At 72.1% G+C, this 21,498-nt stretch carries 21 protein-coding genes; 16 read left to right on the top strand and 5 right to left on the bottom strand.

Translation table 11 applies throughout. From position 1 onward, the window contains the following. The first annotated feature begins 4 nt into the window (after positions 1-4). The 15 genes from FVE25_RS35860 to FVE25_RS35790 are packed head-to-tail and all read left to right on the top strand — an operon-like array spanning position 5 to position 14,656. Positions 5-2,155: a beta-ketoacyl-[acyl-carrier-protein] synthase family protein gene (locus FVE25_RS35860; protein ID WP_157251759.1), complete on the top strand. Its 2,151-nt coding sequence runs from the start codon at positions 5-7 to the stop codon at positions 2,153-2,155. Beyond that, a complete protein-coding gene (locus FVE25_RS35855) occupies positions 2,152-2,901 on the top strand; it encodes a nitroreductase family protein (protein WP_219825782.1) in 750 nt (249 codons plus the stop codon). Before FVE25_RS35860 ends, FVE25_RS35855 begins: the two co-directional genes overlap by 4 nt. Continuing rightward, a complete protein-coding gene (locus tag FVE25_RS35850; protein WP_246267932.1) occupies positions 2,898-4,130 on the top strand; it encodes an NAD(P)/FAD-dependent oxidoreductase in 1,233 nt (410 codons plus the stop codon). The genes FVE25_RS35855 and FVE25_RS35850 overlap by 4 nt, the downstream gene beginning before the upstream one ends. Then, positions 4,127-4,993 carry an alpha/beta fold hydrolase gene (locus tag FVE25_RS35845; protein ID WP_157251755.1) on the top strand — a complete coding sequence of 289 codons (867 nt, stop codon included), beginning with the start codon at positions 4,127-4,129 and terminating at the stop codon, positions 4,991-4,993. The genes FVE25_RS35850 and FVE25_RS35845 overlap by 4 nt, the downstream gene beginning before the upstream one ends. Positions 4,994-5,003: 10 nt before the next feature. After that, a complete protein-coding gene (locus tag FVE25_RS35840; RefSeq protein ID WP_157251753.1) occupies positions 5,004-5,909 on the top strand; it encodes an ACP S-malonyltransferase in 906 nt (301 codons plus the stop codon). Continuing rightward, positions 5,906-6,322, top strand: a complete 417-nt coding sequence (locus tag FVE25_RS35835; RefSeq protein WP_157251751.1) for a holo-ACP synthase — start codon at positions 5,906-5,908, stop codon at positions 6,320-6,322. Before FVE25_RS35840 ends, FVE25_RS35835 begins: the two co-directional genes overlap by 4 nt. Before the next feature lies 1 nt (position 6,323). Beyond that, positions 6,324-7,160 (top strand): ester cyclase, encoded by an 837-nt coding sequence (locus tag FVE25_RS35830; protein WP_157251749.1) that lies wholly within the window; start codon positions 6,324-6,326, stop codon positions 7,158-7,160. Positions 7,161-7,171: 11 nt separating this feature from the next. After that, on the top strand, positions 7,172-7,954 hold the full coding sequence (locus tag FVE25_RS35825; RefSeq protein WP_157251747.1) for an alpha/beta fold hydrolase: 783 nt from the start codon (positions 7,172-7,174) through the stop codon (positions 7,952-7,954). Further along, positions 7,951-8,391 (top strand): holo-ACP synthase, encoded by a 441-nt coding sequence (locus tag FVE25_RS35820; protein WP_157251745.1) that lies wholly within the window; start codon positions 7,951-7,953, stop codon positions 8,389-8,391. Before FVE25_RS35825 ends, FVE25_RS35820 begins: the two co-directional genes overlap by 4 nt. Then, on the top strand, positions 8,391-9,392 hold the full coding sequence (locus tag FVE25_RS35815) for a right-handed parallel beta-helix repeat-containing protein (RefSeq protein ID WP_157252040.1): 1,002 nt from the start codon (positions 8,391-8,393) through the stop codon (positions 9,390-9,392). The genes FVE25_RS35820 and FVE25_RS35815 overlap by 1 nt, the downstream gene beginning before the upstream one ends. After that, positions 9,389-10,327: an ABC transporter ATP-binding protein gene (locus FVE25_RS35810; protein WP_157251743.1), complete on the top strand. Its 939-nt coding sequence runs from the start codon at positions 9,389-9,391 to the stop codon at positions 10,325-10,327. Before FVE25_RS35815 ends, FVE25_RS35810 begins: the two co-directional genes overlap by 4 nt. A 2-nt stretch (positions 10,328-10,329) precedes the next feature. Continuing rightward, on the top strand, positions 10,330-11,604 hold the full coding sequence (locus FVE25_RS35805; RefSeq protein ID WP_181019821.1) for an ABC transporter permease: 1,275 nt from the start codon (positions 10,330-10,332) through the stop codon (positions 11,602-11,604). Continuing rightward, the gene (locus FVE25_RS35800) at positions 11,601-12,746 is read left to right on the top strand and encodes an ABC transporter permease (protein WP_157251741.1); all 1,146 of its coding nucleotides are present in this window, start codon (positions 11,601-11,603) and stop codon (positions 12,744-12,746) included. The genes FVE25_RS35805 and FVE25_RS35800 overlap by 4 nt, the downstream gene beginning before the upstream one ends. Positions 12,747-12,769: 23 nt before the next feature. Continuing rightward, positions 12,770-13,654 carry a glucose-1-phosphate thymidylyltransferase RfbA gene (rfbA, locus tag FVE25_RS35795; RefSeq protein ID WP_157251739.1) on the top strand — a complete coding sequence of 295 codons (885 nt, stop codon included), beginning with the start codon at positions 12,770-12,772 and terminating at the stop codon, positions 13,652-13,654. A gap of 3 nt (positions 13,655-13,657) precedes the next feature. After that, complete coding sequence (locus tag FVE25_RS35790) at positions 13,658-14,656, top strand: hypothetical protein (protein ID WP_157251737.1); 999 nt, start codon at positions 13,658-13,660, stop codon at positions 14,654-14,656. 39 nt (positions 14,657-14,695) lie between these two features. Here the strand turns inward: FVE25_RS35790 and FVE25_RS35785 are convergent, their stop codons facing one another. The 3 genes from FVE25_RS35785 to FVE25_RS35775 are packed head-to-tail and all read right to left on the bottom strand — an operon-like array spanning position 14,696 to position 18,349. Further along, entirely contained in the window at positions 14,696-15,862 is a 1,167-nt protein-coding gene (locus tag FVE25_RS35785) for a cysteine desulfurase family protein (RefSeq protein WP_157251735.1), read from the bottom strand. A gap of 4 nt (positions 15,863-15,866) precedes the next feature. Next, complete coding sequence (locus FVE25_RS35780) at positions 15,867-16,727, bottom strand: LPD16 domain-containing protein (RefSeq protein WP_157251733.1); 861 nt, start codon at positions 16,725-16,727, stop codon at positions 15,867-15,869. Further along, positions 16,724-18,349 carry a condensation domain-containing protein gene (locus FVE25_RS35775; protein ID WP_157251731.1) on the bottom strand — a complete coding sequence of 542 codons (1,626 nt, stop codon included), beginning with the start codon at positions 18,347-18,349 and terminating at the stop codon, positions 16,724-16,726. Before FVE25_RS35775 ends, FVE25_RS35780 begins: the two co-directional genes overlap by 4 nt. Before the next feature lie 140 nt (positions 18,350-18,489). Between FVE25_RS35775 and FVE25_RS35770 the strand changes: the two genes are divergently transcribed. Further along, a complete protein-coding gene (locus FVE25_RS35770) occupies positions 18,490-18,732 on the top strand; it encodes a phosphopantetheine-binding protein (RefSeq protein WP_157251729.1) in 243 nt (80 codons plus the stop codon). Here FVE25_RS35770 and FVE25_RS35765 read toward each other — a convergent pair. Together FVE25_RS35765 and FVE25_RS35760 are read right to left on the bottom strand one after the other, a co-directional pair. After that, a complete protein-coding gene (locus FVE25_RS35765) occupies positions 18,700-20,082 on the bottom strand; it encodes an AMP-binding protein (RefSeq protein WP_157251727.1) in 1,383 nt (460 codons plus the stop codon). The genes FVE25_RS35770 and FVE25_RS35765 overlap by 33 nt on opposite strands. An 18-nt stretch (positions 20,083-20,100) precedes the next feature. Next, positions 20,101-21,438, bottom strand: coding sequence for a condensation domain-containing protein (locus tag FVE25_RS35760; RefSeq protein ID WP_157251725.1), 1,338 nt, complete (start codon positions 21,436-21,438; stop codon positions 20,101-20,103). Positions 21,439-21,498: the final 60 nt, after the last annotated feature.

Here is a 21,498-nt window from a genome sequence, read left to right as displayed (position 1 = left end):
GACAATGGCGCTGCGGCCCATCGTCGTCACCGGTCTGGGGATCATCTGCGCCGCCGGGCGCGACCCGGCCGAGTTCTGGCAGCGGCTTCTCGACGGCCGGGGCGGTCTCACCCCGGTCGCGGACGAGGCGTACGCGGTGTTCGAGGCCAGGTACGCCGGCCAGGTCCCGGACGAGTGGATCACCAGTCAGCTCCCCGGCTCCGACGCCGACCTGGACCGCACCGCCCAGCTGGCGCTCGTCGCGGCCAGGCAGGCGGTCGAGGCCGCGGGGCTGACCCGGTTCGACCCCGACCGTTTCGGGATCATCCTCGGCAAGTGCCAGGCCACCCCGGACGCGGCCGGGCGCTACCAGCCCATGCATCGCACCCAGGACGTGGTCGCCGAGCGCCTCGGCCTGGGCGGCCCCCGCATCCTGGTCTCCACCGCGTGCGCGGCCGGCGGCAACGCCGTCGGCCTCGCCAAGGACAAGATCCTCACCGGCGAGGCCGACGTCGTCCTGGCCGGCGGCGTGGACCCGCTCCTGTTCGGCACCTACGCGGGCTTCGCCGGCCTCCAGGCGCTCAGCATCGGGCCCTGCCGGCCGTACAGTCACTCCGACGGCCTCAACCTGGGCGAGGGCGCGGCGTTCCTGCTGCTGGAGCCGCTGGACCTGGCGCTGGCCAGGGGCGCCGAACCGCTGGCCGAGGTGGCGGGCTACGGGTTGTCGGCCGACGCCTACCACGCGACCGCCCCCGACCCCACCGGCCGCGGCGGCGCCAGCGCCGTCCGGCGGGCCCTCGCCGACGCGGGCCTGACCACCGGCGACGTCAGCTACGTCAGCGGGCACGGCACCGGCACTCCGGCCAACGACGCCATGGAGGCCAAGGTCATGCGGGTCGTCTTCGGCGAACGCGCGGGACAGGTGCCGACCAGCAGCATCAAGTCGTTCGTCGGCCACACGCTCGGCGCCGCCGGCGCCGTGGAGGCCGTCGCCGCCGTGCTGGCGCTCCGGCACGGCATCGCCCCGCCCACGATCGGCTTCGACGACGACGCCGAGCCGGGCGACCTGGACTTCGTGCCGAACCGGCCCAGGCGGATGCCCATCGATACCGTCGTCTCCAACAACTACGCCTTCGGCGGCAACAACGTCTCGCTGGTGCTGACCACGCCGAAGCCGCCACGCGAGCACGAGGAGTTCCCGCGCCGCGAGACGGTCATCACCGGCCTCGGCCCCGCCCTGGGTGTCGCGACCGGGATCGCCGAGCTCAGCGCCGCCATCGTGGCCGGGCGCACGGCGCCGGGCGGGGCGCCGACGCTGGAGGGCCGCACGTTCGCCCCGCGCTCGCTCTGGCGGCACATGAACCAGCTCTCCCGCATGGCGATCGCCGCCTCCCGGCTGGCCTGGGAGGACTCGGGCCTGAAGCTTCCGAGGAAGGCCCTCGACGACGTCGGCCTGGTCTTCGCGACCGGCGCGGGCTCGGCCGAGAGCACCGGCGGCTTCGACGACAGCATCGCCGTCAACCCCAACAAACCGGCCGTGCTGAGCTTCTCCAACGTGGTGCTCAACGCCACCGGCGGAGCCGTCTGCCAGACCCTCGGGCTGCGCGGGCCGACCACCACGATCTGCCACGGCGCCGCCTCCGCCTCGATCGCGCTGGACTGCGCGGTGGAGATGATCCGGGCGGGCAAGGCCGAGGTCGTGCTCGTGGTCGCCGCCGACGAAGCCCCTCAGGGTACGGCCCGGCCGCCCGGTGAGCCGGTGCAGGGGTCGGGGGCGGTGGCCTTCGTGGTCGAGTCCGCCGAGCACTGCGCCGGGCGGGACGGCACGCCGTACGCGAAGATCCTGGGCAGCGGCCACACTCCCGGGCCCCTGCGCTACCCCCTGGACGGCGAGGAGCCCGCGCTCGTCGTCGGCACCGGCGGCGGGGCCGAGGCCGAGATGGTGTTCGCGGCGTTGCCCGGGACCACGCTGACCACCGGCGCCTGGCTGGCGGGCGACTGCCAGGCGGCGTCCGGAGCCCTCAACCTGGCGCTGGGCGCCCTGGCCGTCCGCGACGGCATCACACCCGCCCGGGGTCCCTCGGGGCATGAGCCGGCCGGGCCGGTCGCGCGGGCGCTGGTGCTCTCCGCGGCGCCGGGTTCGGTGCGCGGCGCCGTACTGCTGGGGGCGGCATGACCGCCCCGGTGGAGATCATGGCCGGCCTGCCGTTCGACGTGGCCGAGACCGACCGCCTGCTGACCACCACCCGGTCGGTACGGCGGCGCCTCGACCTCGAGCGGCCGGTGCCGCGCGAGGTGGTGGAGGAGTCGCTGGAGGTGGCCGTCCAGGCGCCCACGGCCAACAACACCCAGAACTGGCGCTGGCTGGTGATCACCGACGACGCCGTCAAGGCGAAGATCGGCGAGCTGACCACGCTGTCGTGGCAGTTCCACCGCATGGACATGTGGACGAACGCCGGCCGGCGGCGCAACGACCGGCAGGCGCGCAGGAACTACCAGTCCGCGCAGGCGCTCGCCGAGGCCATCGCGCGAGTGCCCATCCTGGTGATCCCGTGCGTCCTGGGCCGGCCGCCGGACATCGCGGCCATCGACGAAGCCTGGCGCAGGCGGATGGCGACCAAGGAGGACGACGACCCGGGTCACCGCTCCACCCACGGCTCCATGCGGGCCAGCATCTTCTACGGGTCGATCTTCCCCGCCATCTGGTCCTTCCAGCTCGCGCTGCGCAGCAGGGGACTGGGCAGCACGATCACCTGCCTGCACGTGGCCCACGAGCGCCCGGTCGGCGAGTTGCTCGGCATCCCCTCCGGAGTCACGCAGGTGTGCCTGATCCCGGTCGCCTACACGGTGGGCACCGACTTCCGCCCGGCGGATCGCGTCAGCGCCAAGGAACGCACGTATTGGGAGAGGTGGGAGTCGTGACCGACGTCGTGATCGTTGGCGGCGGCATCGCGGGAGCGTCGGCGGCGTGCAAGCTGGCCGCCGGAGGGCTCTCGGTCGTGCTGCTGGAGAAGCAGGAGTCATACAACGACCTGGTCCGCGGCGAGTGGCTGGCCCCCTGGGGCATTCGCGAGGCGCAGCGGCTGGGCGTGTACGACTGTTTCGGCGCGGGTGGCGCCTGGGAGATCCGGGAGTGGATGACCTGGGACGAGGCGGTCGACCCGCACGAGGTGGAAGCGGTGGACATGACCCGGTTCATCCCGGGCATCGGCGGGCCGTACTCCTTCCCGCACCACCAGGTGTGCGAGCTGATGGCCGCCCAGGCCGTGGACAGCGGCGCCACACTGATCATGAACGCCGCCAAGATCGAGGTGAAGGCGGGCAGGCGGCCCTCGGTCAGCTACCTGACGCCCGAAGGCGCCCGCGAGGAGATCCGGCCCAAGCTCGTGCTCGGCGCCACCGGCCGCGGCTGCACGGTCGGCCGCCAGGTCGGCATCACCATGCGCAACCACATGCACCACTGGGGCGGCGGCGTGATGATCGAGGGGCTCGACGACTGGCCGGCCGACGTCCAGGCGATGGGCACCGAGGGCGACGTCATGTTCATGGTCTTCCCCCAGGGGTACGGCAAGGCCCGCCTGTATCTCAACTTCGGCGTCAAGGACAGCCGCAAGTACCGCGGCCCGGGCGCCATGGACCGCTTCCTCGGCGCCTTCGAGCTGGAGTGCCTGCCCGACCGGGGCCGCGCCGTCGTGGAGTCCCGGCAGGCGGGCCCGCTGTCGGTGTGGCCGTCGGTCTCCAGCGTGCCCGAGGGCCCGCCGTTGACCGAGGGCGTGGTGCTCATCGGCGACGAGGCGGGCAACGCCGACACCGTGCTCGGCACCGGCCTGTCGTGCGCGATGCGGGACGCCAGGACCGTCTGCGACATCCTCCTGGAGGGTGACGACTGGTCGCCGCCGGTCTTCGAGCCGTACGTCAAGGAGCGCGAGTTCCGCCTGTCGCGCCTGGACTTCGGCGCCCAGATCATCAGCAGGCTGCACGTGGAGTTCGGACCGGCCGCCGTCGAGCGGCGGCGCAGGGTCCGCAAGTTGATGGCGAAGAACTTCGCCGCCCAGGTGACCGGGTTGCTCAACATGGTCGCCCCCGAGGAAGTCCCCGAGTTCGGTTTCAGCGAGTTCTTCGCCGAGCGGTTGTTCAGGGAGTCGGCATGACCGAGAAGAAGTTCATCCACGTCAACGACGTGGACCTCGCGTACGTGGACGAGGGCGAGGGGCCCGTCGTCATCCTCCTGCACGGCTTTCCCGACTCCTCCTACCTGTGGCGGCACCAGATCCCGGCCCTGGCGGAGGGCGGCTTCCGGGTGATCGCGCCCGACCTGCGCGGCTTCGGCGACTCCAGCAAGCCGCAGCAGATCGAGGCATACACCATGCAGACGATCGTCAACGACATCGTCGCCATGACCATCCAGCTCGGCATCAAGAAGCCGCACGTGGTCGGGCACGACTGGGGCGCGGCGATCGCCTGGATGTACGCGTTCCTGATGCCGCGGCGCATCGACCACCTCGCCGTGCTGTCCGTCGGGCACCCGGGCGTCTTCTCCTACCCGACGCTGGAGCAGCGCGCGGCCTCCTGGTACATGCTCTTCTACCAGTCGCCCGCGGCCGAGGAACTGCTCAAGCGCAACGGCTGGCGGCTGTGGAAAGAGATCATGGGCCGCGAGGGCGACTACGACCGGCATCTGCGCGACATGGCCAGGCCGGGCGCGCTGACCGCCGGGCTCAACTGGTACCGCGCCAACCGCTCGCCCGAGGCCGAGTTACGCCACCAGCGGCCCTTCCCGCCGGTGTACGCCCCGACCCTCGGCATCTGGTCCACCGGTGACAAGGCGCTGCTGGAGGAGGGCATGGCCAACTCCGGCAAGTTCGTCAAGGGCCCGTGGCGGTACGAGCGGGTCGAGGACGCCGGCCACTACATCCCGCTCGACGCCCCGGAGACCGTCAGCAAGCTGCTGCTCGGCTTCCTCGGCACCGAGCAGCCCGCCGAGCCGGAGCGGCGGCCCCGGCGCCGCCTGTAAGGAGCACACCATGGTCGGCTACCTCTTCCCCGGGCAGGGCACGGTCCGCGTCGGCATGGGCGCCTGGTTGCGCCGCAACCCGGTGGCCAGGAACGTGCTCGACGCGTTCGACGAGCGGCTGTCCCGGCCGATCTCGCCCATCTGCACGCGCGGGCCGCTGGACCGGCTGGTCTCCACCGAGCACGCCCAGATCGCGGTGACCGCCTGCAACCTGGCCACGCACGCCGTCCTGGCCGACGAGGGGTACGAGCCGCACGTGGTCGCCGGGCACAGCGTGGGCGAGCTGAGCGCCCTGTACGCCGCGGGCGTCCTCGACCTGGCCGAGGTCGCCCGGCTGGTCGAGCTCAGGGCCCGGCTGATGGCGCAGATCGACGTGGTCGGCGGCATGCACGCGATCATGGGGCTGGAGGTCGCGCAGGTCGAGGAGATGGCCATGTGGGCCACGGCCCCCGACGAGCCGCTGGTGGTCGGGCTGGAGAACGCGCCCGGCCACGTGGTGGTCTCCGGCCACATCGGCGCGCTGGACCGGCTGGCCAAGCTCGCCACCTCGGCCAGCAAGATCGTGGAGCTGGCCGTCGGCAACGCCTTCCACTCGCCGCTCATGGAACCGGCCGTCCCCGCCTGGACCGAGGCGGTCGAGGCCGCGCTGATGACGCCGCCCCGGGTACCGGTCGTCCCCAACGTCACCGCCGAGCCCACGCTCGACCTCGTCGCCATCCGCCGGGCCCTCATCGCCCAGCTCACCGGCCGCGTCCTGTGGACCCGCACCGTGGCCGTCGTCGACGCCATGGGACCGAGCGTCGAGGTCGGCGACAGCAAGGTGCTGGCCGGGCTCTCCCGCCGCTCCGGCGCCCGCTGCCTCAGCATGGCCGAGCCCGGCACCCTGCGCCGCCTGGCCAGGGAGGTGGCCGCGTGAACCGCTGGGGCAGCGCCCTGATCCGCTTCGGCGACCTGTCCAGGCCACAGGAACTGCTCGGGCAGATGGCGGTGGACGCCGTCTACACCCCGGCGGAACGGCTCAGGTCGAGCGCCGGGCGCACCCTGCAGCACTGGGCGGGGCGGCTGGCGGGCAAGTACGCCGTCCTGCGGCTGCTGGACATGCCGCCCACCGCCGAGCTCCTGGGCCAGGTCGAGGTGCTGCCCCGGCCCACGCCCGCCTGCCGGAAGTCGACGGCCTGCCTGGACGGGCATCCGCCGGCCGTACAGCTGAGCGGATCGCTGCGGGCGCGGGCGCGGTCGGGGGAGCGGATCCGCATCTCGCTCAGCCACACCGACGGTCACGCCCTGGCCGTCGCGGTCTCGGCCGCACGGCTCCCGGAGGACGACTGACATGGACGCCAGGAAGATCGCCGAGGAGCACCTGGACGCCTGGCGGCGCGAGGACCCCGAGACGGTCGCCTCGGTCAGCGGCTACGAGGACCCGGGATCGGGCGGGGTGCTGTGCGGCCCGGAGCTGGCCGCCTACGCCGCCGCCCTCATGGACAGCTTCAAGAACCTGCGCTTCGAGGTCGAGGCCGTGACCGGCGACGCGGACGCGGTCACCGTCTCCTGGACGCTGACCGCCGACCACCGCGCGGCCTACCTGGGCATGCCCGCCACCGGCGGCACCGCCCGCGTCACGGGCACCGACCTGGTGACCGCCGGCGGGCACGTGCGGCGCACCTTCGACCGGCTGGCCCTCGCCGAGGCGCTCGGGTACGCGGCCAGGTTCGTGCCGGAGGCCGATGACGTGCGGGAGTTCGGCACCAGCGCGCGGACCTCGAGCGGGCGCACGGACCGGCCGGGCGCCTTCTCCCTGACCTGGCTGGAGATCCGCGACGCCGCGGAGGCGGCCGACGTGGACCTGCTCAGCGTGGAGATCGTCAAGTCGCTGCGCGCCTCGCGCGGCTTCCTCGGCGTCACCACCGTCGACGTCGGCAACCGCAAGTACACGCTGAGCGCCTTCGACACGCCCGAATCGGTTCGCGCCGTGCACGCCCGGCCGCACCAGCGGGCCATGCGCCGCTTCTTCAGGAGCGGCCTGTGCACCCGTGTCCACACCAGCATCTGGCTGCCCGCCAAGTCGCGGGAGTACGCCCGCTGCCCGGGCTGCGCGTCGGTCGTGCCGGTCGGCACGGGTACGGCCTGCGGCTGCGGATGGCTCCCCGATGACGCCTCCTTACTCTGAACGGAGCCCCCATGACCGACTTCACGACCGAACACCGGCTGGACGGCGGGAGCAGGCCGGCCGTCGTCTTCATGTCCGCGTTGTTCGCCGGCGGCTGGATCTGGGAGCACCCCTACCGCCGCCTGGAAGAGCGCGGCTGGCCGGTGCTGCGCACCAACGAGGCCATCTGCGCGATCGATCGCCGGGTGGCCGGGTCCATCGAGCGCCTCGGCGACTCGTTCCTGGCCTCCTGCGACGAGGCGGGCGTCGGCGACGTGATCGTCTGCGCCAACTCGCTGGGCGGCCTGGTCGCCGTGGACCTGGCCGGGCGTTACCCGGAGCGGGTGCGCGGCATCGTGGTCAGCGGCGCCCCCGGCCTCACTCCCGACCCCGACGTCGGCCTGAGCTTCGACCGGCGCGGCAGCATCCGGCCGTTCGGCGAGGAGTTCGGCGACCGCATGCTGGCCGCCCTCTTCCACGACCGCGCCCGCGCCTTCTCCCGGGAGCGCATGGACGAGGTCGGGACCATGCTCCAGCAGCCGGAGTCGATGGTCAGCATGGCCCGCAGCCTCAAGGCCACCCGCACCTACCAGGTCAGGCGGGCCCTGGACCGGGTCACCTGCCCGTCGATCTACATCTGGGGCCGCCACGACCGCATGACGCCCGTCGGCCCGTGGCTGGCGGTCCTGCCCGAATACCCTGCCGAGATCGTCCTCGTCGAGGACAGCGGCCACATCCCCATGATCGAGTGCGCCGCGGAGTACACCGAGGCGCTCGAGGGCTTCGTCGGCCGGTGCGCGGGGGCACTGGCGTGAGCACGCCCGCCGTCCTCCTGGGGGTCGACATCGTCGCCGCGGACCGGCTCGCCAAGGCCGCCGAGCGCGGAGGCGAGACGTTCGACCGCGTCATGGGCGGCGGCGGGCCGACGTTCTCGGTCAAGGAAAGCTTCATCAAGGCCGTCGGCGGGCGTCCACCCGGCTTCACCTGGCACGACTTCCAGGAGACCGGCGATGCGCCCTCCGGCTGGGCCGGTCGCCTGCTCGACGAGGCGGCCGCCGAACTGATCACCTCCACCGGCCTCGCGCTGCCCGGCCGCGCGGTCTTCACCGTCAGCGGCGCCAGCAGAAAAGCCGCTCTGGTACGGCTGCCGCCGCACGAGGGCCTGGTGTCCGGCGCCGCCCGGTGGGGGCACGGCTCCGGCCTGTTCGTCTCCCTCGCGATCGTCTTCGTCCGAAGGAAGGGGAACCCGTGATGTACGCGGTCAAGCCCGGCCAGTCCATCCAGCGCGCGCTCGACGAGGCCGGCCCCGGAGCGCGGATCGTCCTGGAGGAGGGCGTCTACGAGGAGACCGTCTGGATCAGGCACGACGACGTCTGCCTGCGCGGCGCCGGCCGCGGCAAGACGGTCCTCGTGCCGGGCGGCGACGTGCTGCCCGACATTCCCAAGCTGCACGACGCCGACGCCGGGGTGGTCAGCGGCATCAGCGCCTGCGGCGTCACCGGCGTGCGGATCTCGGGGCTGACCGTGCGCGGCTTCACCGGCGCCGGAATCTACGCCCACACCGTCTCCGGCGTATCGGTCCGCGAGGTGGAGGCCGTCGACAACGCCGTCTGGGGTGTCTACCTGCGCGAGTCGAGCGGCTGCGAGGTCGTGGAGTGCCGCGCGTCGGGCGCCCAGTACGGCGGCATCGCGCTCAGCTTCTGTCCCGGCGCGCGCGGCGAGATCACCGGCAACGAGGTCTTCCGCAACGCCTTCGGCATCTTCGTCGACAACTCCTCCCAGGCCAGGGTGCTGCGCAACGCCTGCCGCCACAACGCGATCGGCGTCATGCTGCTCAACCAGGTCTACGAGGGCGAGCCCGAGGGCGGCGTGCGCGACTGCCTGGTGGCGGGCAACCAGGTGTTCGCCAACACGCTGGCCTCCGGCGTCCAGCCCGACGGCCTGGGCGCCGCCGGGCCGCCGATCTCCGGCGTCGGCCTGGCGCTGATCGGCACCCACCGGGTGAGCGTCGTGGACAACCGCATCCACGACAACCATCCGAGCGGGGAGTCGGTCATGGGCGCCGCCTTCACCATCGGATCCTCCAAGGACTGGGGCGGCGACGACGCCCTGGACAACCACATCCTGTGGAACCAGGTCACCGGCAACGGCCCGCTCGACTTCCAGTTCGGCTGTGACCTGGACCGCCAGACCATCTGGGGCAACCGCGCCGACAAGGGCGACCCCGTGGACGCGAAGGGGTGGAACCCGTGAGCGCGACCCTGTCCTGCACCGGGCTGAGCAAGCGCTACGGCGACGTCGTCGCGGTGCGCGAAGTCGGCTTCTCCATCGAGCCCGGCCAGGCGTACGGGCTGCTCGGCCCGAACGGCGCCGGCAAGACCACGACCATCTCCATGCTGGTCGGCCTGCTGCGGCCGGACTCCGGCAGCGTGCGCGTCGGCGGCGTCGACCTCGGCGCCGAGCCGCTGCGCGCCAAGGCCAAGATCGGTTACGTCCCGCAGGAGATCGCCCTCTACCCCGAGCTGACCGGCCGGGAGAACCTGCGCTTCTTCGGCCGGTTGTTCGGCCTGCCGCGCAGGCGGCTCGCCGTCCGCATCGACGAGGTGCTGGAGCTGGTCGGCCTCACCGACCGCGCCGACGGCAAGCTCGACACCTACTCCGGCGGCATGAAGCGGCGCATCAACATCGGCGCCGCCCTCCTGCACCGCCCCGAGATCCTCATCCTCGACGAGCCCACCGTCGGCGTGGACCCGCAGAGCCGCAAGGCCATCCTCGACGGCGTCGAGCACCTGGTCGCCGACGGCATGGCGCTGCTGTACACCTCCCACTACATGGAGGAGGTCGAGCGCGTCTGCGACCGCGTGGCCATCATCGACCACGGACGCATCGTCGCCGAGGGCACCCGGCAGGAACTCGTCGCCATGGTCGGCAGCGCCGACAAGATCGAGCTGGTCCTCGACGGCGACGTGGACGCCGCCCTCGCCAAGCTGCGCACGGTCGAGGGCGTGATCGAGGCGGCCAGGACCGGCGAGCACTCCGTGCGCCTGATCGCCGAGGGCGGCAGGTACCTGCTGCCCGCGCTCATCACCGCCGTGGAGGGCTACGCCACCGTCACCGCCACCGAGGTCATCGAACCCGACCTCGAGGCGACCTTCCTGCACCTCACCGGCAGCACGCTCAGGGACTGACCATGCTGAGACCCCTGTTGACCGTGAGCGCCCTGGAGCTGCGCACGCGGCTGCGCGACGGCACGGCGCTGGTCATCGCGGTGCTCGTGCCGGTGACGCTGGCCACGCTGTTCGGCCTCGCGCTGGGCGGGGACGACCCGCCGCTGCGGGCCACCGTGGGCGTCGTGGACCTCGACCGCGGGCGTTTCCCCGCCGAGGTACGGCGCGAGATCGCCGCGGCCGAGCAGTTCAAGGGCGCGCTCACCCTCCGGGACCTGCCCAGCGAGCAGGCCGCCCGGCAGGCCGTGGACGGGGGCGAGATCGGGGCGGCGATCGTCTTCGGGCCCGGGTTCAGCCGGACGGTCGAGCGGGGCGGCAGGGGCGCGGTCACCGTGCTCACCACGCCCGAGTCGCCGCTGGCCGGCATCGTCACCCGGTCGCTGGCGGACCGGATCGCGGTCATGGTGGAATCGGGCGCCCTGACCGAACGCACGACCACCCTGGCAGCCCATCCCAACCCCGCCACCCCCAACCCCGCCACCCCCGACTCCGCCTCCGCCTCCGCCAACCCCGCCAACCCCGATCCCGCCTCCGCCAAACCGGTTAACTCCCCGCAAACCGCCGACCCGGCCGGCCGTACCGAGAGCACGAGCCCCGCGGCGCTCACCGTGGTCGCCGATCCCATGTCGGGGGGCAAGGTGGACCTGGCGGTCTACCACGGCTCCGGCATGGCGGCGCTGTTCGCGTTCTTCGTGGTCGGCGCCTCCTTCCGCAGCCTGCTGACCGAGCGCAAACTGGGCACGCTCAACCGGATGCGGGCCGGTCCGCTGGCCCCGTGGGTGCCGGTGGCGGGGAAGGCGATCGTGGGTTTCGCGCTCGCCCTCTTCTGTGTCTGCGTCACCTGGGCCTCCTCCGCGCTGATCTTCGGCACGACCTGGGGCGACCCGGTGGCCGTGTTCGCGGTGTTGTGCGCGCACGTGCTGGCCGCCGCGGCGATCATGATGCTGGTCGCCAGCCGGGTCCAGACCGACGCCCAGGCCGACGGTGTGATCATGGTGGTCTCGTTCGTGGCCGCGTTCTTCGGCGGCAGCCTGGTGCCGATCCCGAACCTGCCCGAGCCGCTGCAGTTCGTGGCGTTGTTCACGCCCAACGGCTGGACCTCGTTCGCGCTCATCGACCTGGCCGGCTCCGGCGGGGGCCTGGCCGAGGTGCTGGTGCCGATCGGCGTCCTGTGCGCGATCGCGCTGACCGCGGGCGGCCTGGCCGCCGCCGGACTCAAGAAGGGACTGCTCGGATGAGGCCCCGGCCCGTGCTGGCGCTGGTGCTGGCCAATCTGCGCCGCCACACCCGCGACCGGACCGGCATGTTCTTCATGGCGATCATGCCGTTCATCTCGATCATCTTCGTCGGCCTGGCGCTGGGCGGCGGCAGCATGGGCGACAAGCTGCGCGTGGGCGTGGTCGCGCCCGGCGGCGACGCGGTCACGGCGGCGCTGCTGGCCGGGCTGCGCGCCCACCCCGACCTGGAGGTCACGCCGGTCGGCGACAAGGCGGGGCTGGAGTCGGCTGTCAGGGAGGGCTCGCTGGCCGCCGGGCTGGTGATCACCCCCGGCAGCCCGCGCCTCGACCTGGTGGCGACCGAGAACAACGGCAGCGGCGTGGCCGCGCGCGCCGCGATCGAGGTGGCGGCCGGACGGGTGTCGGGGGTCCTCGCCGCCACCGCCGCCGCACGGTCCGCGGGCGCCTCGGAAGCCGAGGCCGGCCGGCTGGTACGGCAGGCCCGCGCGGAGATCGGCGGCGTCACGGTCGTGGACAGGGACTCACCCGGCGGCGAACCGCGTGGCTTCGCCTACACCGCCCCGGCCAACCTGCTGCTGTTCACCTTCATCAACTCGATGGCCGTGGCGGCCGCGATGGTGGAGAGCCGCCGCCTGGGCATGCTCCAGCGGGCGCTGACCGCGCCGGTGAAGCGGGGCATGGTGCTCATGGGCGAGGCGCTGAGCCGGTTCGCGGTGGCGATCGCGCAGGCGGTGCTCATCGTGGTGGTCAGTTCGCTGGCCTTCGGCGTGCGGTGGGGCGACCCGCTGGGCGTGGCCGCGGTGGTGGGCCTGTTCGCGCTGGTGGCGACGGCGGCGGCGATCCTGGTCGGCACGCTGCTGAACAATCCGGACCAGGCGCCGGCGATCGGGCCGTCGCTGGGCGTGGTGCTGGGCATGCTGGGCGGCTGCCTGTGGCCGCGCGAGGCGGCGGGCGAGACGTTGAACGCGATCGGGCACCTGTTCCCGCACGCCTGGGGCCTGGACGCGCTGCTGGCGCTGTCGCGGCCGGGCACGGGGATAGCCGCGGTGCTGCGGGAGCTGCTGGTGCTGGCCGCGATGGCCGCGGCGCTGATGGGTACCGCGCTCGTCCTGTTCAGCCGGAGAACGAGAGCGGGCACCTGATGGCGAGCGAAAGGCGGACCACGATGAAGGGGATACTCCTCGCCGGCGGGCGCGGCACCCGGCTGCTGCCCACGACGCTGGCCGTTTCCAAGCAGCTTCTGCCGGTCAACGACAAGCCGCTCATCTACTTCCCGATGTCGGTCCTCATGCTCGCCGGCATCCGCGACATCCTGATCATCTCCACCCCGGAGGACCTGCCGCAGATCCGCCGCCTGCTGGGCGACGGCTCCCAGCTCGGCCTGCGCCTCGGCTACACCGAGCAGCCCGAGCCCAACGGCATCGCCGAGGCGTTCATCCTCGGCGCCGAGCACATCGGCGACGACGGCGTCGCGCTGATCCTCGGCGACAACGTCTTCCACGGCTACGACTTCCAGGGCGTGCTGCGCGAAGCCTGCCACGACGTGGACGGCTGCGTGCTGTTCGGCTACCCGGTCAGCGACCCGCACCGGTACGGCATCGCCGAGACCGACAGGGACGGCCGCCTGCTCTCCCTGGAGGAGAAGCCGGCCGTACCGAAGTCCAATCACGCGGTCGTGGGCCTGTACCTCTACGACAACGACGTGGTCGACATCGCCAAGAACCTCGCGCCCTCCGCGCGGGGCGAGCTGGAGATCACCGACGTCAATCTCGACTACCTGAAGCGCGGCAAGGCCGAACTGGTCAATCTGGGCCGCGGCTTCGCATGGCTGGACGCCGGGACGCCGGAGTCCCTGCTGCAGGCATCCCAGTACGTCCAGCTCCTCGAACAGCGGCAGGGGGTGCGGATCGCCTGTCTGGAGGAGATCGCCCTGCGTATGGGCTACATCGACGCCGAGGCATGCCACCGGCTCGGCGTCGCACTGGAGAAGTCCGCGTACGGCCAGTACGTGATCTCGGTGGCCGAGCAGTTCGCGGAACAGGGGAGGTAGGTCATGACGACGAGTGCGTTCTTCACGGGACGGGCTCCGGTCGACGGGGAGCACGTGGCGGCGGTGTACCGCTATGCGGCGCGGAAGGGGGCGATCGAGGCCGTGGACGTGGCGGCGGCCGACCTGGGCATCGGCATGCGTGAGATGCGGGAGGCGGTGGACCAGCTCGTCGACAGCCGCCTGCTGCGGCCGGGCGACGGGCGGGGCCGGCGGTTCCTGCCGGTGGACCCGGAGGTCGCCGCCGCCACGCTCGTCTCCTTCGTGGAGCGGGAGATCTACCAGCGGCGTGAGCTGATCGACCAGATCAAGGAGCGGATCGACGTCTTCCGCCAGGACTACGCCGGTCACGGCGACGGCCCGGCGCCGGGCGGCTCCATCGACTACCTGGTGGGCGGCATGGAGGTGCGCGGCTTCCTGAAGATGGCCGGTGACGCCTGCCGCGACGAGGTCCTCGTGCTGCAGTCCAGCGGGATCGACGGGGACGAGCTGGCCGAGGTCTATCTGGCGCTGCTCGGGCGGGGCATCTCGGTGCGGATCATCTGCCAGCACCGCAACCGCGCCGACCTGGCCACACGGATGAAGATGAAGCGGCTGACCGAGGCCGGCGCGACGGTCTACACCGTCAGCCACATCCCGCGCTCGGCGATCGTCTTCGACCGCACGCTGGTGGTGCTCTTCGGCGTCAGCGACGGCGAGACGAACGTGGCCCGCGTGCAGAACCAGGGCGTGGCCCAGTTCTTCCTGGACCTGTTCAACCACCTCTGGGAGAGCGCCACCCCGCTGGAGGGCATCGAGGCCGGTTACGCCGACGTCGCCGACGACCTCCAGCAGTCCATCGCCGCGCTCATGGCCAAGGGCTACACCGACGAGGTCGTGGCCAGGAAGCTCGGCATGTCCGTGCGCAGCTGCCGCCGGCACATCGCGACCCTGATGCGCGACCTCGACGCCACCAGCCGCTTCCAGGCCGGGGTGCAGGCCGCCAAGAAGTTCCTCGCCCACTAGCCGTCCTTCCGGAAGGGGCCGGGCAACCGGCCCCTTCCGTCACGCGTAGTGTCCCGACGCCCCGGCGACGACCTCGGCCAGGCCCCTGGCGCGCTCGCACACCAGCTCCAGCCCGGTCACCAGGTCCTCCTCGGACAGGTGCGGGCTCAGGCAGATGCGCACCGAGCTGTTGGCGTCCTCGGCGCCGACGCCGATCGAGGTGAGCACGTACGAGGGCTCCTGCGAGTCGGAGTTGCACGCCGACCCGGTGGACAACGCCACCCTGCGCAGGCCCGAGACCAGGCTCTCGCCCCGCACGCCGGGCAGCACCACGTTCAGCACGTGCGGCACCGCGACGTTCGGGTCGCCGTTGAACCGGAAGCCCGGCACCCGGGCCGACAGCACGCCCAGCGCCACCTCGCGCAGGCGGGTGACGGCCGCCCAGTTGTCGTTGAGCCGCTTCTGGGCGATACGGCAGGCGGCGCCCAGGCCGACGACCAGGTGGGTGGGTATCGTGCCGCTGCGCAGTTCGTGCTGGCCGCCGCCGTACATGATCGGACGCAACCGGCGGCGCACGTCACGGCGGGCGAACAGCGCGCCCACGCCCTTCGGGCCGTGGATCTTGTGCGCGGAGATGGACAGGGTGTCGATGCCCTCGCCCTCCACGTCGATCGGGATGCGCCCGGCCGCCTGCGCGCCGTCCACGTGCAGCAGCGCGCCGGCCTCGTGGCAGAGCGCGGCCATCTGGGCGATCGGCTGGATCGTGCCGAGCTCGCTGTTGACCCACGCGGCGGTCGCCACGCGGGTGTGGGCGTCGAGCTTGCCGCGCAGGTCGGCCAGGTCGGCCTGGCCGTCGTGGCGCACCGCCATCGACCTGGTCTCGACGCCGCGGGCGGCCAGCGCGGCGCCGATCGACAGGGAGGACTTGTGGTCGGTGGGGCAGAAGACCGCGTTGGCCGGCGCCCGGTCCTCGTGCCCGAACAGGCCGAGCAACGCGATGTTGTTGCTCTCGGTCGCGCCGGAGGTGAACACGACGGCGCCCGGGTCGGCGCCCAGCAGCTCGGCCACCGAGACCGCGGCCAGGTCCACGGCCCGGCGGGCGCGCTTGCCCAGGACGTGCGGCGAGGACGGGTTGCCGAAGTCCTCGCGCAGGTGGGGCAGCATCGCGTCGAGTACTTCCTCGTCCACGCGGGTGGTCGCGCAGTTGTCCAGGTAGATGATGTTCATGCCATCAGCTCCTGATGGTGCACACCGTGACGAGCCCGCCGAAGATCTCCTCGGCCGACATCTCGCCGCTGCCGCCGGGGTCGGTGATGATCACGGTCATGCCCGGCAGGCCGTACAGGCTGAGCGCGATGTCGACGCCGGTCTCGACCGGGTTCAGGCACTCGCCGGGGGCGAAGACCAGCAGCCTGCGGTAGCCGGCGTTGTACACCTCGGCCACCATCTCCGTCATCTCGCCGGCGCAGCCGGTGATGCCGCAGCTCATCAGCGTGCGGTAGTTGCCGTTCTCGTCGAGGAAGGAGACCTCGGGCTTGCTCTCGCTCGACTCCAGGTACCTCTTCTCCAGGCGGCCCTGCTTGACGAGCTTGGCGGCGGTCTTCTGGAAGCGGTACTTCAGCCAGGTCTCGGGGAAGGCCAGCGGGTGCTTCCTGCTCGCCAGCATGCTGTCGGGGGACAGGCCGGCGCTGCGCAGCTCCTTCTCGTAGGAGGAGGGCAACTGGGTGAAGCCGTCGTAGTATTCGGCGCGCAGCTCACCGGCCGGGCGGCCGTTCTGGGGGACGTACTGCCAGTCGTTGACGAGCAGCAGCAGGCGCGCCTCCGGGTGCTCCCGCAGCAGGTCCACCGACATCCGCCAGGTGTAGAGCGGGAAGATGCCGACCCGCCCGGCGATGCGGCGGCGCATCACCTCGGAGTCCTGCTCCTCGATGATGCCGGAGACCAGCCTGCCCTCCTCGTTCTCGAAGAGCATGAAGTGGCCGCCCATGATGACCAGATCGCCGCCCGGACCGGCGCCGGCCAGCTCGCGGTTGACGACCTCGAGGAGCTCCTGCTCGGAAGCCACCAGCTCGTGGCTCTTGGAAACGCTCATGATGTGACCACTCCGAGTCTGTTCCGGTCGTGCGTGGAAAGGGAAACGAGCCGTCGGGCCAGCGCCCGGAGCGGCGTGGGGCTTGCGAGCCGGCAGACGTCGAGGCCCGTCCAGCCCTGGGCGCCGAGGTCCGCCAGCACGCGCGGGATGCGCAGGGCGCGGCCGCCCGCGAGCGTGTAGCTGCGCGCGAGATCCACCTCGGAAAGGCCGTTCACCTGCCGGACGATCTCCGCGAGATCCTGTTCCGCCGCAGGGTCGGCGTCCCCGGCGTCGAGGTACGGCGGCGCCGCCAGGCCGTCCGGAGGCGCGAAACCCGCCAGGCGGGCGGCGTCGCCGAGTGACGCGTTGTCCAGGCCGGCGAGGACGAAGGCGGCGAAGCCGCGCAGGAACCGCTCCACGGCGGTGCCGTCCATGACCGCCGAGGCCGCGTGCAGGGACACGGCCACGGCGTCGCGCCACTCGTCCACGCGGACGTAGGTGTCAGTGCCGGTGCGCGCCCACGACTCGGGCACCGGGTTCGAGGTGAACGCGGTCCTGGCGCCCTTGTACTCGCGGGCGGCCTGCTTGATGAAGTTGAACTCGGTGGCCAGCCGTACCGGATGGGCGCGGCGTGAGCCTTCGCGGGACAGCAGCTCGACCACCTCGTCGTAGGGGAGGTAGGCGTGTTCCCGTGCGGTGGCGAAGGCGGCCGAGACGCGGGCGAGCAGGTCGCCGAAGGCCGGGTCGCCCGAGCAGTCCACCCGCACCAGCGTCGGGGAGAACATGCAGGTGAGCACGTCGCCGTAGGGGTGGGCGTCGCGGTTGCCCACGAACGACAGGTGGCCGACGGTCTCGCTGCCGGTGTAGGCGGCCATCATCGCGGTGTAGGCGGTCAGGTGGATCAGCGAGGGGAACACCTGATGCCGGGCGGCCAGCTCGCGGGAGACGGCGAGCAGCGCGGGGGAGATGAGCGTCGCGTGGCGGGCGACGGGGTCGGAGGGGCGGCCGCGCCTGGCCGCGAACAGGTCATAGGGGAGCTGGGCGATCTCGTTCTCCCAGTGGGCGACCGCGCGGGCGGCGGTGACGGCGGCTTCCGCCGACGCCTCGTAGCGGGCCAGGTCGACCGGCTGGTGCCGGACCGGCTTCAGGGCGGCGGGGCGGCGGTCGGCGTGGGCGGCGCGCTGCATCCGCAGCTCGCGCTTGAGCGCTTCGATCGTCCAGACGTCGACGGCCAGGTGGTTGAGGACCACGACCATCTGCTTGGGCGCGCCGCCGGTGGTGATCACGCAGAGGCGGATCGGCCACTCGTTCTCCAGGTCGAAGGGGCGGGTGGACAGCTCCTCGATCACCTCGGCGGGCGACGGGGTGCCGTCCCGCTCGGTCGTCACCTCGGTCGCGGGCACCGGGCCAGGGGGGTGGACCCTCTGATAGGGGTCGCCGTCGCCGTCGAGGTGGAAGGTCGTGCGCAGCGCCTCGTGCCGGCGGGCCAGGTACGTGAGCGTGGCCCGGCAGTTGGCCACGGTGACGCCCTCGTAGACACCCAGCCTGAGCACGACGTGCGTCTCGTGTCGGTGGCCGGGGGGCAGCTGGTGGAATCTCAGCCACATGTATCGCTGGCCCCAGCACAGCTTCGCAGTCTTCACCCTTCCAGAATTAGTTGTTCCCGGGGTATGGACAACGGTTTGCCGGTGTCCGCTAGGGGCTAGCGAAAAGCTGTCACTAGCGGTCCGCGTGAAAAATAGGGGACGCTTAGTGGTAGGCAGATTTAAGCGTGAGGTGGCATATGTTGGAAATACCGCACGAGTTTCAGCGCATCCTGCGTCCGCACCTGCCGTACGCCGACGCGGGGGACTTCTCGGCACGCGACGAGCTGGCCGGGCTCGGCCTCGACTCGATGGGCGTGGTGCAGTTGCTCGTCGACATCGAGAACGGCTACGCGGTGGCCCTGCCCGATGACATCCTCGACGAGGACACCTTCGCCACGGTCGGCTCGCTATGGCAGGCGCTGGAGGTACATATCGCGTAGCGCGCGGCGGTCGACCTTCCCGTTGCCGTTGAGCGGCAGCTCGGAAAGGACGGTCACCGCCCGCGGCACCATGTACCGCGGCAGCGTCTCGCCGACCCCCTTGAGCAGGACCCCGGGGTCCAGGTCCGCGCCGGTGCAGGCGGCCTCCAGCACGAGCTCGCCGGAGACGCCGGGCAGGGCGAGCACGACGGCCTCGCTCACGCCCGGCTGCCCGCGCAACGCCGCCTCGATCTCGCCGAGTTCCACGCGGTGCCCCGAGATCTTGACCTGCTGGTCCAGCCGCCCGTGGTGCACCAGCAGCCCGTTCTCCCAGGCCACCCGGTCGCCCGTGCGGTACCACTCGCCGGTGAAGCGGCCCTCGTCGTCGGCCGGGTCGAGGTAGCCGGGGAAGCGCTGCACCCCTTTCAGGCACAGCTCGCCGTCCGCGATCGTGTGCTCGACGTGCGGGTACGGCACGCCGATGGGCACCGTTCCGTTGGCGGTCACCGGCCAGTCGGCCCGCCGCGCGGGCAGGCGGTACTGGGTGCAGGAGATGGTCAGCTCGGTCGGGCCGTACAGGTTCTCCAGCACGCTCAGGGGCGCGGCCGCCCGCCAGGCGTCGGCCTGCTGCAACGTCAGCGGCTCCCCGCAGAACAGGCTCCAGCGCAGCGACGGCATCGAGCCGGCCGGCAGCCTGCGCGTGCGCGCGGCCACGGACACCACCGACGGCACCGAGAACCAGTGGGTCAGCTCGTGCCTGGTGACGAAGGAGACCGGTTTGAGCAGGTCGTACTTGAGCGGCACGACCAGCGTGGCGCCGCTGCCCCAGGTGGCGAACATGTCGAAGACCGACAGGTCGAAGGTGAGGTCGAAGGTCTGCGAGACGCGGCAGCCGGGGCCCAGCTCGTAGCGGGGGATCACGTAGGACAGGTAGGCGTCCACGCTGCGGTGGCGCAGCGGCACGCCCTTGGGCACGCCGGTGGAGCCGGAGGTGAACAGGATGTAGGCCAGGCTGTCGGGATCCTGAGGACCCTCCGCCTGTCCGGAAATTTCGGGAATTGGGGTGGCCAGTACCTCGCCCAGCCCCGCAGACGCGGCGATCGTGTCGTTGCGCGCCCGCGGCGCGCCCGGGTTGAGCGGCACCACGGTCCGCCCGAGCCGCTGGATCGCCAGGTAGGAGGCGTAGGCCAGGACCGTCCGGTCGGCCCGCAGCCCGATGCGCGGCCCGGGGTCGCGGACGGCGGCGGCGATGCGCCCGGCCAGCTCGTCCAGCTCGGCGTAGGTGAGCCGCTCACCGGCCACCTCCAGCGCGACGGCGTCCCCGTGCCGGGCGGCGCTGCCGGCGAACCACTGGTAAAGGGTGCGTGCCACGGCTTTCTCCCGGGATGGTCAGTGCTCGCGCGGAAACAACGACGGGTCGAGGTCCTTGCCGCCCCACAACTCCTTGAGCCCGGCGTCCGGGTCGGTGGCGGCGAGCTGCACGCCGCGGCCCACGCCGCGCAGGATGTCGAGCATGCCCTCGGCCGGGATGACGTCGGGATCGGAGAGCATCAGCAGGGAGGTACGGCCCCGCGACACCTGCACCCGGACCCGGAACGCCTGGCCGTACTGCTGGGCCAGCGGCGTCCACACGAGCTCGGCGGGGCTGTCGTCGGCGGGGTCGGCGACCACGTCGTCGATCTGCAGGTAGTTGAACCAGCAGCGCAGCAGGTGGTTGAACCAGCAGCCGTGGCCGGGCCGGCCGTACTCGGCGGCGACCTCGGTGATCCGGTCGAGGTCGTAACTGCCGTGCCGGTAGGCCCTGGCCGCGTTCCAGTGCATGCGGCGCACGTGCTCGGCGAGGGTGGCGCCCTGGTCGACCGGCAGGACGACGGGGACGAGCTGGTTGAGCGTCCCGACGGCCCGCTGGGTCTCGGCGGAGAACCGGTTGGAGGCCATCAGGCTCATCGTGACCCGCTCGGCGCCGGTGTGCCTGGCCACGCCGGCCGCGACCAGCGCCATCACCACGGCGGGCGCGGTCACGCCGAGGCGCTTGGCGGCCACGTGCGACAGGCCGTTGACGCGCCGGGAGTGCAGCGTGGCCTCGAGGCGGTTGCGGTAGGCCCGCGACGGCAGCGTGGGCAGCTCGTCCATGAGCCCTTCGGCCAGGACCCCGCGCCAGTGCCGTTCCGCGCCGGTGCGGCGGGCGGCCCACGCGTCCTCGCGCTGGCGCAGCGCCAGCGCGCTCGGGACAGGCCCCGGGTCGGCCGTCGCGCCGGGGTCCTCGACGAGCGCGCGGAACTGGTCGCGCAGGTGCCGCACCGACCAGGCGTCCATGATCAGGTGGGAGATCGACAGCGCGAGGAACTTCGGCTCGCCCTTCACGCTCACCAGCAGCCCGCGCCAGTTCAGGTCCCCGGACATGGGGAAGGGGCGGCCGATCAGCTCGGCCGCCGTGCGCTCCGCCTCCTGCTGGTCGCCGCCGTCGCGCTCGACCAGCTCGATCGGCAGCGTGACCGCCCCGTGGACCTTCTGGTACGGCGTGCCACCGCGCACGTGGTAGGTGGTGCGCAGCGCCTCATGCCGGCCGGCCAGCGTCCGCAGGGCCGTCATCACCCGGTCGAGCGTCAGTCCGCGCAGATCCCACATCGCGGGCAGGTTCGCCTCGTGGACCCAGTCGTGCGGATGCCGCTCGATATCGCGCCAGCTGAACAGCTGGCCGAAACTGAGGGGAGCTTCTACGGGCATATTGCCATTCATTGCCCAGATGTGCCAGCACCGTCAACCTGACCCAGGCGGCCACTAACG

Source organism: Nonomuraea typhae, from assembly GCF_009760925.1.
Lineage (GTDB): Bacteria > Actinomycetota > Actinomycetes > Streptosporangiales > Streptosporangiaceae > Nonomuraea > Nonomuraea typhae.
Note: the sequence above shows the minus strand (reverse complement) of the source record. Positions and strands in the feature narration are given on the sequence as shown.